General features: G+C 73.4%; 12 protein-coding genes. All 12 read right to left on the bottom strand.

Annotated elements, in window-relative coordinates; translation table 11 throughout:
• Positions 1-61: 61 nt before the first annotated feature.
• The 12 genes from metK to pyrR all read right to left on the bottom strand — a co-directional run bounded on the left by metK (position 62) and on the right by pyrR (position 13,119).
• Positions 62-1,264 carry a methionine adenosyltransferase gene (gene metK / locus F1D97_RS11405; protein WP_236120626.1) on the bottom strand — a complete coding sequence of 401 codons (1,203 nt, stop codon included), beginning with the start codon at positions 1,262-1,264 and terminating at the stop codon, positions 62-64.
• 37 nt (positions 1,265-1,301) lie between these two features.
• Positions 1,302-2,546 (bottom strand): bifunctional phosphopantothenoylcysteine decarboxylase/phosphopantothenate--cysteine ligase CoaBC, encoded by a 1,245-nt coding sequence (coaBC, locus tag F1D97_RS11400; RefSeq protein WP_236120625.1) that lies wholly within the window; start codon positions 2,544-2,546, stop codon positions 1,302-1,304.
• An 11-nt stretch (positions 2,547-2,557) separates the two neighbouring features.
• Positions 2,558-2,821 carry a DNA-directed RNA polymerase subunit omega gene (gene rpoZ, locus F1D97_RS11395; RefSeq protein ID WP_094179988.1) on the bottom strand — a complete coding sequence of 88 codons (264 nt, stop codon included), beginning with the start codon at positions 2,819-2,821 and terminating at the stop codon, positions 2,558-2,560.
• A 62-nt stretch (positions 2,822-2,883) separates the two neighbouring features.
• A complete protein-coding gene (gmk, locus tag F1D97_RS11390) occupies positions 2,884-3,453 on the bottom strand; it encodes a guanylate kinase (protein ID WP_236120624.1) in 570 nt (189 codons plus the stop codon).
• 89 nt (positions 3,454-3,542) lie between these two features.
• Positions 3,543-3,854: an integration host factor, actinobacterial type gene (gene mihF, locus F1D97_RS11385; RefSeq protein WP_094179986.1), complete on the bottom strand. Its 312-nt coding sequence runs from the start codon at positions 3,852-3,854 to the stop codon at positions 3,543-3,545.
• Between the two features lie 280 nt (positions 3,855-4,134).
• The gene (pyrF, locus tag F1D97_RS11380; RefSeq protein ID WP_255701573.1) at positions 4,135-5,010 is read right to left on the bottom strand and encodes an orotidine-5'-phosphate decarboxylase; all 876 of its coding nucleotides are present in this window, start codon (positions 5,008-5,010) and stop codon (positions 4,135-4,137) included.
• Positions 5,007-8,333 (bottom strand): carbamoyl-phosphate synthase large subunit, encoded by a 3,327-nt coding sequence (gene carB / locus F1D97_RS11375; protein ID WP_236120623.1) that lies wholly within the window; start codon positions 8,331-8,333, stop codon positions 5,007-5,009. Before carB ends, pyrF begins: the two co-directional genes overlap by 4 nt.
• A complete protein-coding gene (gene carA / locus F1D97_RS11370; protein ID WP_236120622.1) occupies positions 8,333-9,547 on the bottom strand; it encodes a glutamine-hydrolyzing carbamoyl-phosphate synthase small subunit in 1,215 nt (404 codons plus the stop codon). Before carA ends, carB begins: the two co-directional genes overlap by 1 nt.
• A complete protein-coding gene (locus F1D97_RS11365; RefSeq protein ID WP_236120621.1) occupies positions 9,544-10,092 on the bottom strand; it encodes a PH-like domain-containing protein in 549 nt (182 codons plus the stop codon). The genes carA and F1D97_RS11365 overlap by 4 nt, the downstream gene beginning before the upstream one ends.
• Entirely contained in the window at positions 10,089-11,405 is a 1,317-nt protein-coding gene (locus tag F1D97_RS11360) for a dihydroorotase (protein WP_236120620.1), read from the bottom strand. Before F1D97_RS11360 ends, F1D97_RS11365 begins: the two co-directional genes overlap by 4 nt.
• Entirely contained in the window at positions 11,402-12,412 is a 1,011-nt protein-coding gene (locus F1D97_RS11355) for an aspartate carbamoyltransferase catalytic subunit (RefSeq protein ID WP_236120619.1), read from the bottom strand. Before F1D97_RS11355 ends, F1D97_RS11360 begins: the two co-directional genes overlap by 4 nt.
• On the bottom strand, positions 12,409-13,119 hold the full coding sequence (gene pyrR / locus F1D97_RS11350) for a bifunctional pyr operon transcriptional regulator/uracil phosphoribosyltransferase PyrR (protein ID WP_317618861.1): 711 nt from the start codon (positions 13,117-13,119) through the stop codon (positions 12,409-12,411). Before pyrR ends, F1D97_RS11355 begins: the two co-directional genes overlap by 4 nt.
• Positions 13,120-13,160 lie beyond the last annotated feature (41 nt).

Raw genomic sequence — 13,160 nt, 5'->3', positions numbered from 1 at the left:
CAGCGGCCCACGCGGCGGCATCACCTCGGGGCCACGGCCGCCGCACGGGCGACGGGCGGTGTCAGCCGACGGCCGCGCGCAGGTCGTCGACGCGGTCCGTGCGCTCCCACGTGAAGTCCGGCAGCTCGCGGCCGAAGTGCCCGTACGCCGCCGTCCGGCGGTAGATGGGCCGCTGGAGGTCGAGCGTGCGGATGATCGCCGCGGGCCGCAGGTCGAAGACCTGCCGGATCGCGTCGGTGAGCCGCGCGTCGTCCACGACGCCCGTGCCGAACGTCTCGACGTACAGACCCACGGGGTGCGCCTTGCCGATCGCGTACGCGACCTGGACCTCGCACCGCCGCGCGAGCCCTGCCGCGACGACGTTCTTGGCGACCCACCGCATCGCGTACGCCGCCGACCGGTCGACCTTCGACGGGTCCTTGCCGGAGAACGCGCCGCCGCCGTGCCGCGCCCAGCCGCCGTACGTGTCGACGATGATCTTGCGCCCCGTGAGGCCGGCGTCACCCTGCGGACCGCCGACGACGAACTGGCCGGTCGGGTTGACGAACAGGTCGTACGACGAGGTGTCGAGGTCCACCTGGTCGAGCACCGGGCGGATCACGTGCTCGAGGATCCCCGGGCGCAGGTGCGTGTCGAGCTGGACGTCGGGCTCGTGCTGCGTCGACAGGACGAGCGCGTCGAGCCGGACCGGGCGGTCGCCCTCGTAGCCGATCGTCACCTGCGTCTTCCCGTCGGGCCGCAGGCCGGGGACGATCCCCTCCTTGCGGACGCGCGCGAGCCGCTCGGACAGGCGGTGCGCGAGCCAGATCGGCAGCGGCATGAGCGACGGCGTGTCGTCGGACGCGTAGCCGAACATCAGGCCCTGGTCGCCCGCACCCTGCAGGTCCAGCTCGTCGTGGTCGTCGGCGTCCTGCCGGACCTCGATGGACTTGTCGACGCCCATCGCGATGTCGGGCGACTGCTGCCCGATCGAGACCGACACGCCGCACGACTCGCCGTCGAACCCGATGTGCGACGACGTGTAGCCGATGCCGCGCACGACCTGCCGGATGATCTGCGGGATCTCGACGTACGCCTCGGTGGTGACCTCTCCGGCCACGTGCACGAGGCCGGTGGTCACCATGGTCTCGACCGCGACCCGGGCGACCGGGTCCTGCTCCAGGATCGCGTCCAGGATCGCGTCCGAGATCTGGTCGCAGACCTTGTCCGGATGCCCCTCCGTCACCGACTCGGACGTGAAGAGGCGCATCGCGGGATCAGTCATGGGACCAGCGTAATCGCGTGCGGGACGCGTCCTGCGCTCAGCCCAGCGCGCGGACGGCGTCCCACAGCGCGTGCGCGACGTCGTCCTTGCTGCCGCGCGCGCTCGCCACGGGGTCGCCCGCGGCGTCGAGGATCGTCACCTCGTTGTCGTCGGTGCCGAAGCCGAGGCCGTCGCCCACGGCGTTGACGGCCAGCAGGTCGGCGCGCTTGCGCCGCGCCTTCGCGCGGCCGTGCTCGAGCACGCTCCCCTGCGCGTCACCGGTCTCGGCGGCGAAGCCGACGACGACCTGACCAGGGCGGACGCGGTCGCGCGCGAGCTCGGCGAGCACGTCGACGGTCTCGACCAGCTCGATCGTGGGGGCCGCCGTGCCCTCGCGCTTCTTGATCTTGGCGTCTGCCGGGCTCACCGGCCGGAAGTCCGCGACGGCCGCGGCCATCACCACGACGTCGGCGTCCTTGGCGGACGTGCGCACCGCGTCGCGCAGCTGCGCCGCGGTCTCGACCGTCACGACCTCGGCCCCCGCCGGCGGCGCGACGGACAGGTTCGCCGCGACGAGCGTCACACGCGCACCGCGCTCGAGAGCGGCTCGCGCGAGTGCGACGCCCTGCCTCCCGGACGAGCGGTTGCCGAGGTACCGCACCGGGTCGATGGGCTCGCGCGTGCCGCCCGCGGACACGACGACGTGCCGTCCCGCGAGGTCGGCGGGGCGCGCGGGTGCAACGGTGGGTGCGGGTGCCGGTGCGGCCGGTCGTCCCGCGTCGGCGACGAGCGCGAGGGCCGCCGCGGCGATCTCCTCGGGCTCCGGGAGCCGCCCCGGGCCCGTGTCGGTGCCCGTGAGCCGGCCGGAGGCGGGGTCCAGCACGTGCACGCCACGCGAGCGCAGGGTGGCGACGTTGGCGACCGTCGCGGGGTGCTCCCACATCTCGGTGTGCATCGCCGGCGCGAGCAGCACCGGCGCGCGCGTGACCAGGAGCGTCGCTGTCAGCAGGTCGTCGGCCTGGCCCGTCGCGGCCCGCGCGAGCAGGTCCGCGGTCGCGGGTGCGACGACGACGAGGTCCGCGTGCTGGCCGATCGCGACGTGCGCGACCTCGTCGACGTCCTCGAACACGTCCGTCGTCACGCGCCGGCCCGACAGGGCCTCCCACGTGGGACGCCCCACGAACTCGAGGGCCGCGCGCGTCGGCACGACCCGCACCTCGTGGCCCGCCTCACGCAGCAGGCGCAGCAGCAGGACCGCCTTGTAGGCGGCGATGCCGCCCGCGACACCCAGGACGACGCGCACGGGCGTGGGGCTCAGCCCTCGGTGGCCTCGACCGTCAGGAGACCCTTGTCGATCTCGCGCATCGCGATCGACAGCGGCTTCTCCTGCGGACGCGTCTCGACGAGCGGGCCGACGTACTCCAGCAGGCCCTCGTTGAGCTGCGAGTAGTACGCGTTGATCTGGCGCGCGCGCTTGGCCGAGTAGAGCACGAGCGCGTACTTCGAGTCAGCACGCTCGAGGAGCTGGTCGATCGGCGGGTCGGTGATGCCCGTGGGGGCGGCGACGGTTCCGGACACGGAGGAACTCCCGAGTTCGAGGGTGGGATCAGGGGACGAGCTGAGAGCAGTCTACCCGCGGGTCACGCGGGGACCACGCCCATGACGCGCACCAGCTCGTCCGTGGCGCGGGTCACGTCGTCGTTGACGATCACGTGGTCGAACTCCGGCTCCGCCGCGAGCTCGACGCGCGCCGTGGCCAGCCGGCGCTCACGCTCCTCGGCGTCCTCGGTGCCGCGGCCCACGAGGCGTCGCACGAGCTCGTCGAACGACGGCGGCGCGAGGAAGACGAAACGCGCGTCCGGCATGGTCTCGCGGACCTGCCGCGCACCCTGCAGGTCGATCTCGAGCAGCGTCGGCACGCCCGCCGCGAGGCGCTCCTGGACGGGTCCGCGCGGCGTGCCGTAGCGGTTGCGCCCGTGCACCACGGCCCACTCGAGGAGCTCGCCGTCCGCGACCATGCGGTCGAACTCCTGCGCGGAGACGAAGTGGTAGTGCACCCCGTCGACCTCGCCGGGGCGCGGCGCACGCGTCGTCGCGGACACCGACAGCCACACCTGCGGGTAGCGCGCACGGACGTCGGCCGAGACCGTCCCCTTGCCGACCGCCGTGGGTCCCGCGAGCACGGTGAGCCGCGCAGGCGTCGTCGTCATGGCGGCTGAGAACTCCTCGCTCGGGGATGCGCTGCTGCGTCGCCGGACCGCCCGCTGACGGACGTCCGACGACGCAGCGCGACCCTACCTCAGCCGAACCTCTTGACGAGCTCGTCGACCTGGTGCGGGCCGAGCCCGCGCACGCGGCGCGTCTCGGAGATGCCGATGTCGGACATGATCGCCCGGGCCTTGACCTTCCCCACGCCCGGGAGGGACTCGAGCAGGGACACGACCTTGAGCTTGCCGATCGTCTCGTCCTGCTGACCCTGGGCGATGACCTCGGAGAGGCTGCCCTGGGAGTACTTGAGGCGGTTCTTCACCTCGGCACGGGCCTGCCGGGCAGCGGCGGCCTTCTGCAGCGCTGCAGCGCGCTGTTCGGGAGTCAGCGGAGGGAGTGCCACGCGCGTCACCTTCTCATCCAGAGCTTCACCAGCCCAGCTGCCTGAACGGAGCGGACGTGGGGCGTTGAGCCCGCCCCCTGACCGGACCGGCGCCCGCGTGATCGCGGGCCGCACCTGTGAACCTAGCGACCGCCTCAGGGGTCGGCAATGTGAACACGCCCGACAAGACGGACCCGCGACCTGCGGGAACGGCCCGCGCCGGGCACGACGACGAGCGAGGTGCGCGGCCCCCGCGGACGCACCCCGCTCGCCGAGTGGTTCGGCTCCCCCTCCGGTCGGGTCAGCTCAACGCCGTCGCGGCCTCCTGAGCGGCCGTCAGGGCGGCGTCCCGCAGGGCCGCCACGTCGGGCCCGGCACGCAGCACGCCGCGCGAGGAGGACGCCAGCACGCGTCCGCGCGCGTCACCGAACACCGCGCGCAGCTCGTCGGGACCGGCGCCCTGCGCGCCCACGCCCGGCGCGAGGAACGGGCCGTTGACGGCCAGCAGGTCGGTGCCGGTGACCTGCGCGGCGTCGCCGACGGTCGCGCCGACCACGAGGCCGATCGACCCGAGGGGCTGCGCTCCCTGGTTGAGCGCGGCGGCCTGCGCGGCCACCGCGGCCGCCACGGACCGCGGTGCACCCGTCGCCGGGTCCGGCGCCACCGCGTGCTGCACGTCGCGCCCCTCGGGGTTCGACGTGAGGCACAGCACGAACAGGCCGCGCCCCGTGGCGAGCGCCAGGTCCACCGCGGGCGCGAGCGAGCCGAACCCGAGGAACGGCGAGACCGTGAGCGCGTCGCCCGCCAGCGGCGAGCCGTCGCGCAGGAACGCGTCCGCGTACGCGCCCATGGTCGAGCCGATGTCCCCGCGCTTGGCGTCGACGACGACGAGCGTGCCCGTCTCGCGCCCCGCCGCGACGACCTCCTCGAGCACCGCGAGCCCGCGCGAGCCGTGGCGCTCGAAGAACGCCGCCTGCGGCTTGACCGCCGCCACGCGGCCGCCCACGGCCTCCATGACGGTCAGCGCGAACCGGCGCAGCCCCTCGGCGTCGTCGGGCAGGCCCCACGCGTCGAGCAGGCTCGCGTGCGGGTCGATGCCGACGCACAGCGGACCGTGCGCGGCCATCGCGTCCGCGAGCCGAGCCCCGAAGGGCGCCCGCTCCCCCGTCGCGCTCACGCGGTGACCGCCTCGCGGCGGGCCACCGTCGCGCTCTCGTGCTCCTGCAGGCTCGTGACCGCGTACGGGCCCGCCTGGGCCGCCTCGATCGCCTGCACGGCAGCACCGAGCTGCTGGACCGTCGTGACGAGCGCCTTGTCCGCCGCGACCGTGGCCGCGCGGATCTCGTACCCGTCGGCACGCGCGCCCTGGCCGGACGGCGTGTTGACGATCATGTCGACCTCGCCCGCGACGATCAGGTCGACGATCGTCGGCTCGCCGGCCGCGCCGCGCCCCGCCGAGTGCTTGCGCACGACCGTCGAGCGGATGCCGTTGCGGCGCAGCACCGTCGCGGTGCCCTCGGTCGCGAGGATCTCGAAGCCGAGCTCCGTGAGGCGCTTGACCGGGAACACGATCGAGCGCTTGTCCCGGTCCGCGACCGAGATGAACGCCTTGCCCGACGACGGCAGGCCGCCGAACGCCGCGTCCTGGGACTTCGCGAACGCCGTCGGGAAGTCGGTGTCGAAGCCCATGACCTCGCCGGTCGAGCGCATCTCCGGCCCGAGCACCGTGTCGACCACGTGCCCCTCGCCCGTGCGGAACCGCTTGAACGGCAGCACGGCCTCCTTGACGGCGATCGGCGCCTCCAGGTCGAGCACGGAGGCGTCCGCGGCCGGGAGCAGGCCCTCGGCCTTGAGCTGCGCGATCGTCTTGCCCGTCATGACGTGCGCCGCGGCCTTCGCGAGCGAGACGCCCGTCGCCTTCGACACGAACGGCACGGTGCGCGACGCGCGCGGGTTGGCCTCGAGCACGTAGAGCACGTCGCTCACGAGCGCGAACTGGATGTTGAGCAGCCCGCGCACCCCGACGCCCCGGGCGATCGCCTCGGTCGAGAGGCGGATCCGCTCGAGCTCGGCCAGCGAGAGCGTGACGGGCGGCAGCACGCACGCCGAGTCGCCGGAGTGGATGCCGGCCTCCTCGATGTGCTCCATCACGCCGCCGAGGAACAGCTCCTCGCCGTCGAACAGCGCGTCGACGTCGATCTCGATCGCGTCGTCGAGGAACCGGTCGATCAGCAGCGGCGAGAGCGTGCCCGCACGACCGCCGTCGGCGGCGTTCTCGAGCGCGCGCTCGACGTACTCGGTGAGGTGCGCCTCGTCGTAGACGATCTCCATGCCGCGGCCACCCAGGACGTACGACGGGCGCACGAGCACCGGGAAGCCGATCCGGCGTGCGGTGTCCCGCGCGCCGGCGAGCGTGGTCGCGGTGCCGAACGCGGGCGCGGGCAGGCCGGCCGCCTCGAGCACCTTGCCGAACTCGCCGCGGTCCTCGGCGGCGTCGATCGCGTCCGGCGCGGTGCCGAGGATCGGCAGCCCCGCGTCCTGCAGGCGCTGCGCGAGCGACAACGGCGTCTGGCCGCCGAGCGTCACGATGACGCCCGCGACCGGACCGGCCGCGAGCTCCGCGGTGTAGACCTCGAGCACGTCCTCGAACGTGAGCGGCTCGAAGTACAGGCGGTCGGACGTGTCGTAGTCCGTCGACACGGTCTCGGGGTTGCAGTTGACCATGACGGTCTCGTACTCGCCCTTGAGCGTGAGCGCGGCGTGCACGCACGAGTAGTCGAACTCGATGCCCTGGCCGATGCGGTTCGGACCCGAGCCGAGGATGAGGATCGCCGGACGCTCGCGAGGGGCGACCTCGCTCTCCTCGTCGTACGTCGAGTAGTGGTACGGCGTGAGCGCCGCGAACTCGGCCGCGCACGTGTCGACCGTCTTGTAGACCGGGCGGAGGCCGACCGCGTGGCGCGCGCCGCGCACCGCGTCCTCGGTGGTGCCGCGCAGCTGCGCGACCTGCACGTCGGACAGGCCGTGCCGCTTGGCGTGCTCGAGCACGTCGCGCGTCAGCGCAGGCGCCGTGCGGGTCTCCTCGGCGACCTCGTTGATCAGCACGAGCTGGTCGAGGAACCACGGGTCGATGCCCGTGCGCTCGTAGACCTTCTCGACGCTCACGCCCGCGCGCAGCACCTGCTGCACGTCGATCAACCGGTGCTCGGTGGGACGCGCGATGCTCTCGACGAGCGCGTCGAGCTCGTCCCCCGACGGCGCCTCGCCCGCCCAGTGGAACACCGAGCCCTTCTTGTCGATCGAGCGCATCGCCTTGCCGAGCGCCTCGGTGAAGTTGCGGCCCAGCGCCATGGCCTCGCCGACGGACTTCATGGTCGTCGTGAGCGTCGCGTCGGCGGCCGGGAACTTCTCGAACGCGAACCGCGGGACCTTCACGACGACGTAGTCGAGCGTCGGCTCGAAGCTCGCGGGCGTCGAGCCCGTGATGTCGTTCGGGATCTCGTCGAGCGTGTACCCCACCGCGAGCTTCGCGGCGATCTTCGCGATCGGGAAGCCCGTGGCCTTCGACGCGAGCGCCGACGAGCGCGACACGCGCGGGTTCATCTCGATGACGACGACGCGGCCCGTGGTCGGCTCGACCGCGAACTGGATGTTGCAGCCGCCGGTGTCGACGCCGACCTCGCGGATCACCGCGATGCCGATGTCGCGCAGCTTCTGGTACTCGCGGTCCGTGAGCGTCAACGCGGGCGCGACGGTGACCGAGTCGCCCGTGTGCACGCCGACCGGGTCCACGTTCTCGATCGAGCAGACGACCACGACGTTGTCGTGCTTGTCGCGCATGAGCTCGAGCTCGTACTCCTTCCAGCCGAGGATCGACTCCTCGAGGAGCACCTCGGTGGTCGGCGAGTAGTGCAGGCCCTGCCCGACGATCCGGCGCAGGTCCTCCTCGTCGTACGCGATGCCCGAGCCCAGGCCGCCCATCGTGAACGACGGGCGCACGACCACCGGGTAGCCGAGGTCCTCGACCGCGGCGAGCGCGTCGTCCATCGTGTGCACGATCGCGGAGCGCGCGGACTCGCCGCCGCACACCTCGACGACCTGCTTGAACTGCTCGCGGTCCTCGCCCTTCTGGATCGCGGGGATGTTCGCGCCGATGAGCTCGACGTCGTACTTCGCCAGGACGCCCGCCTCGTCGAGCGCGATCGCCGCGTTGAGCGCGGTCTGCCCGCCGAGGGTCGGCAGGATCGCGTCCGGGCGCTCCTTGGCGATGATCGAGGTCAGCACCTCGGTCGTGATGGGCTCGACGTACGTCGCGTCCGCGAACTCGGGGTCGGTCATGATCGTGGCCGGGTTCGAGTTCACGAGGACGACGCGCAGGCCCTCCTCCTTGAGCACGCGGCACGCCTGCGTGCCCGAGTAGTCGAACTCGCACGCCTGGCCGATGACGATCGGGCCGGACCCGATGACCAGGACGCTGGAGATGTCGGTGCGGCGAGGCATCAGGCGGCGCCCTTCGTGGTCGAGTGCATGAGGTCGAGGAAGCGGTCGAACAGGTACGCGGCGTCGTGCGGGCCGGCCGCGGCCTCGGGGTGGTACTGCACCGAGAACGCCGGCAGGTCGAGCGCCCGCAGACCCTCGACCACGTCGTCGTTGAGGTCGACGTGCGACACGACGACGCGCCCGTACCGACCGCCGTCGTGCGGCGCGACGGTCTCGCCGTCGAGCGGCGCGTCGACCGCGAAGCCGTGGTTGTGCGCGGTGATCTCGACCTTGCCCGTGGCGCGGTCGACGACCGGCTGGTTCACGCCGCGGTGGCCGTAGCCCAGCTTGTACGTGCCGAACCCGAGCGCACGGCCCAGCAGCTGGTTGCCGTAGCAGATGCCGAAGAACGGGATCCGGCGGTCGAGCACGTCGCGCAGCAGCTCGATCTCGTGCGTCGCGGCGCCGGGGTCACCCGGGCCGTTGGAGAAGAACACGCCGTCGGGCTCGACCGCGAGGACGTCCTCGATCGTCGACGTCGAGGGCAGCACGTGGACGCGGATGCCGCGCTCCGCCATGCGCTGCGGCGTCATGGCCTTGATGCCGAGGTCGACCGCGGCGACGACCGCACGCGGCTGCGCGAGCGGCGAGCCGTCCTCGTCGAGCGCGTCGACCACGTAGGGCTCGCTCGTCGTGACCTCGCCCGCGAGGTCGGCGCCCACCATCGCGGGCGCGGTCAGGACCTCCTCGAGCAGCTCCGAGTCGGTCTTGTCGCCCAGCGCGTCACCCGAGAAGATCCCGGCGCGCATGACGCCCCGCTCCCGCAGGTGGCGCGTGAGGGCACGCGTGTCCAGGCCAGAGATGCCCACGACGCCCTGCGCCGCGAGCTCGTCGTCCAGCGACCGGCGCGAGCGCCAGTTCGACGGCACCCGCGCGGGGTCCCGCACGACGTACCCGGCCACCCAGATGCGCCCCGACTCGGGGTCCTCGTCGTTGACGCCGGTGTTGCCGATGTGCGGCGCGGTCATCACGACGATCTGGCGGTGGTAGCTCGGGTCGGTCAGCGTCTCCTGGTAGCCGGTCATGCCGGTGTTGAAGACGATCTCGCCCAGCGTCGTGCCGCGGGCGCCGAACGCGTGGCCCGCGAAGCTGCGGCCGTCCTCGAGGACGAGGCGCGCCGGGACACGGACGCCCGTGGCGGCGGTGGTCGGCGTGGGGGTGGTGGTCTCGGTCATGGCGTCTCCTGGTTGCCGCTCGGCGCGGCGGGGTTCTGGGTCTCGAGGGCGGCGACCGCGGCCAGCAGGGCGTCGCGGTCGGCCGCGTGGCGCGGCAGCAGTCCGGTGTCGAGGCCGCGGTCGTCGGGCGCGCCGGGCGGCAGCCAGCTCACCACGACGAGGCCGTCGCGACCGACGACCTTGCCGGCGATCCCGGACGCGCGCCCGGCACCGCGCAACGACTCGCGCGGGACGAACACGTCGTGCGCCCCGGTGCGCCGCACGAGCACCCCGGTCGCGTGCACGCTGACCTCGGCCCGGCTGCGCACACCGAGGTCGTTCGCCACGACGCGCTCGAGCCAGTCGCCCGCGAGCGTCGTCGAGACGTAGACCGCCTCGAACGGCCCGGCGAGCAGCGCCCCGAGGTCGTCGCGCACCGCGGGGATCGTGGGCACCACGTCCTGCGTGCGTCGTCGTCGGTGCTCCCAGCCGGCGCGCATCCCCCACCAGACGAGCACCACGACGACGAGGAGGACGACTGCCGTGACGGACTGGCGCGGGCTCACCGCGCCACCGCCGCGTCGTCGTCGCGCGGCACGCCGTCGAGCACGGTCGCCCGACCGCGCAGGAACGTCGCGACGACCACGCCCGGCAGCTCACGCCCGCGGAACGGGGAGTTCACCGACTTGGTGGCCTGCGCCTCGGGGCGCACGACGCGCCGCGCGGCCGGGTCGACGAGCGTGAGGTTCGCCGGCTCGCCGACCGCGATCGGTCGGCCGTGCCGGTCGTCGACGCGCCCGATGCGCGCGGGAGCGGTCGACAGGACCCGCGCCACGTCCGCCCATGTCATGCGGCCGGTGTCGACCATCGTCTCCTGCACGACGGACAGCGCGGTCTCCAGGCCGGTCATGCCGAACGCGGCCGCGGCCCACTCGCAGTCCTTGTCCTCGCGCGGGTGCGGCGCGTGGTCGGTCGCGACGATGTCGATCGTGCCGTCCGCGAGGCCCTCGCGCACCGCCTCGACGTCCGCCTGCGTGCGCAGCGGCGGGTTGACCTTGTAGATCGGGTCGTACCCGCGCGCGAGCTCGTCGGTCAGCACCAGGTGGTGCGGCGTGACCTCGGCCGTGACGTCGATGCCCCGCGACTTGGCCCAGCGCACGATCTCGACCGAGCCGGCGGTCGACAGGTGGCACACGTGCAGCCGCGAGCCCACGTGCTCGGCGAGCAGCACGTCGCGCGCGATGATCGCCTCCTCGGCGACCGCGGGCCAGCCCGCGAGCCCGAGCTCGGCCGAGACGACGCCCTCGTGCATCTGCGAGCCGGCCGTCAGTCGCGGCTCCTGCGCGTGCTGCGCGACGACGCCGTCGAACGCCTTGACGTACTCGAGCGCGCGGCGCATGACCACCGGGTCGTGCACGCACTTGCCGTCGTCGGAGAACACGCGCACGCGCGCGGCCGAGTCGGCCATCGCGCCGAGCTCGGCGAGCCGCTCGCCCTCGAGGCCGACGGTGACAGCGCCGACGGGGAACACGTCGACCCAGCCCGCGCGGCGCCCGAGGTGCCACACCTGCTCGACGACGCCCGCGGTGTCCTGCGTCGGCGACGTGTTCGCCATGGCGTGCACCGCGGTGAACCCGCCGACGGCCGCGGCGCGCGTGCCCGTCGCGATGGTCTCGGCGTCCTCCCGCCCCGGCTCGCGCAGGTGGGTGTGCAGGTCGACGAGACCGGGCAGCGCCACCAGGCCCGCGGCGTCGACGACGACCGCGTCCTGCGGCGCCTCCAGCCCGTCGCCGATCTGCGCCACGACGCCGTCGGCGAGCAGGACGTCCGTGCGGTCCCCGCCCAGCGGGGAGACGTCGCGCAGCAGGTACGTGGTCACTCGGCACTCCTGTTCGAGAGGGGCTGGCCGGCAGCGGGCGTGGGCTGCCCACCCGCCAGCAGCAGGTACAGCACCGCCATGCGGACCGCGACGCCGTTCGCGACCTGCTCGACGATGACGGCACGCGGGCTGTCCGCCGCGTCCGCGGAGATCTCCAGGCCCCGGTTCATCGGGCCCGGGTGCAGCACGACCGCGTGCTCCGGCAGCGCGTCGAGGCGGCGCGCGTCGAGGCCGTAGCCCCGCGTGTACTCCAGCGGGCTCGGGAAGAAGCCGCCGCCCGCGCTCGACATCCGCTCGCGCTGGACGCGCAGCATCATGACCGCGTCGGGCTTGCCGTCGGCGATCACGTCGTCCAGGCGGTAGCTCACGTCGCACGGCCACGCCTCGACGCCCACGGGCACGAGCGTCGGGGGCGCGACGAGCGTGACGCGCGCGCCGAGCGTGTGCAGCAGCTGCACGTTCGAGCGCGCGACGCGGCTGTGCAGCACGTCGCCGACGATCGTCACGTGCAGGCCGTCGAGGTCGCGCCCGGTCGCGTCCTGCGTGCCGCCCGCGCCGACGAGGTGCCGGCGCAGGGTGTAGGCGTCGAGCAGCGCCTGCGTGGGGTGCTGGTGCGTCCCGTCGCCGGCGTTGACCACCGCGCCGTGCGTCCAGCCCGACGTCGCGAGCGTGTGCGGCGCGCCGCTCGCCTGGTGGCGGATGACGACCGCGTCCGCGCCCATGGCCTGCAGCGTCAGCGCGGTGTCCTTGAGCGACTCGCCCTTCGACACGCTCGAGCCCTTGGCCGAGAAGTTGATGACGTCCGCCGACAGGCGCTTCGCGGCCGTCTCGAAGCTGATGCGCGTCCGCGTCGAGTCCTCGAAGAACAGGTTGACGACCGTGCGGCCGCGCAGCGTCGGGAGCTTCTTGATCTCTCGCGCCTGCGTGGCGGCCATCTGGCCGGCCGTGTCGAGGATCAGGACCGCCTCGTCGCGGGTCAGGTCGCCCGCGGACAGCAGGTGCCTCACGCCGCACCTCCCTGCGTCGGCGCCGGCGACTCGTGCGCCGGACCCTCGATCAGGACCGCGTCGCGGCCGTCGCGCTCGCTCAGCAGCACGCGCACGCGCTCCGACAGCGAGGTGGGCAGGTTCTTGCCGACGAAGTCCGCGCGGATCGGCAGCTCGCGGTGGCCGCGGTCGACGAGCGCCGCGAGCTGCACCGCGCGCGGGCGGCCCAGGTCGGAGATCGCGTCGAGCGCCGCGCGGATCGTGCGGCCCGAGAACAGCACGTCGTCGACGAGCACGACGACCTTGTCCTCGAGGTCGCCCGGTACGTGCGTCGCGCCGATCGTCCGGGTCGGCTGCTGGTGCAGGTCGTCGCGGTACATCGTCACGTCGAGGCTGCCGACGAGCTGCTCGGCGTCGAGGCCGGGCTCCACGTCGGCGATGCGCGCCGCGAGCCGGTGGGCCAGCGGGACGCCGCGCGTCGGGATGCCGAGCAGGACCACGTCCTGGCCGCCCTTGTTGCGCTCGAGGATCTCGTGCGCGATGCGGGTCAGCGCCCGGGCGATCTCCGCCTCGCCGAGGACGACGGTCGCCGTCGCGCTCTCGGGGGGGTCCGCGGGACTGCCGGAGGGTGGTGTCGGGGAGTGGACGAGGGGGTCGACCACAGGGTCGACCACAGGGGGAACCACGGGAGTGCCACCGTCGGACGGAGTGGGCAGGGCAGTGCTCATGAGCGACTCCTTCCCCGCCTCACAGGACGGGAGTTAAAGGA

The organism is Cellulomonas palmilytica, from assembly GCF_021590045.1.
Lineage (GTDB): Bacteria > Actinomycetota > Actinomycetes > Actinomycetales > Cellulomonadaceae > Cellulomonas > Cellulomonas palmilytica.
Note: the sequence above shows the minus strand (reverse complement) of the source record. Positions and strands in the feature narration are given on the sequence as shown.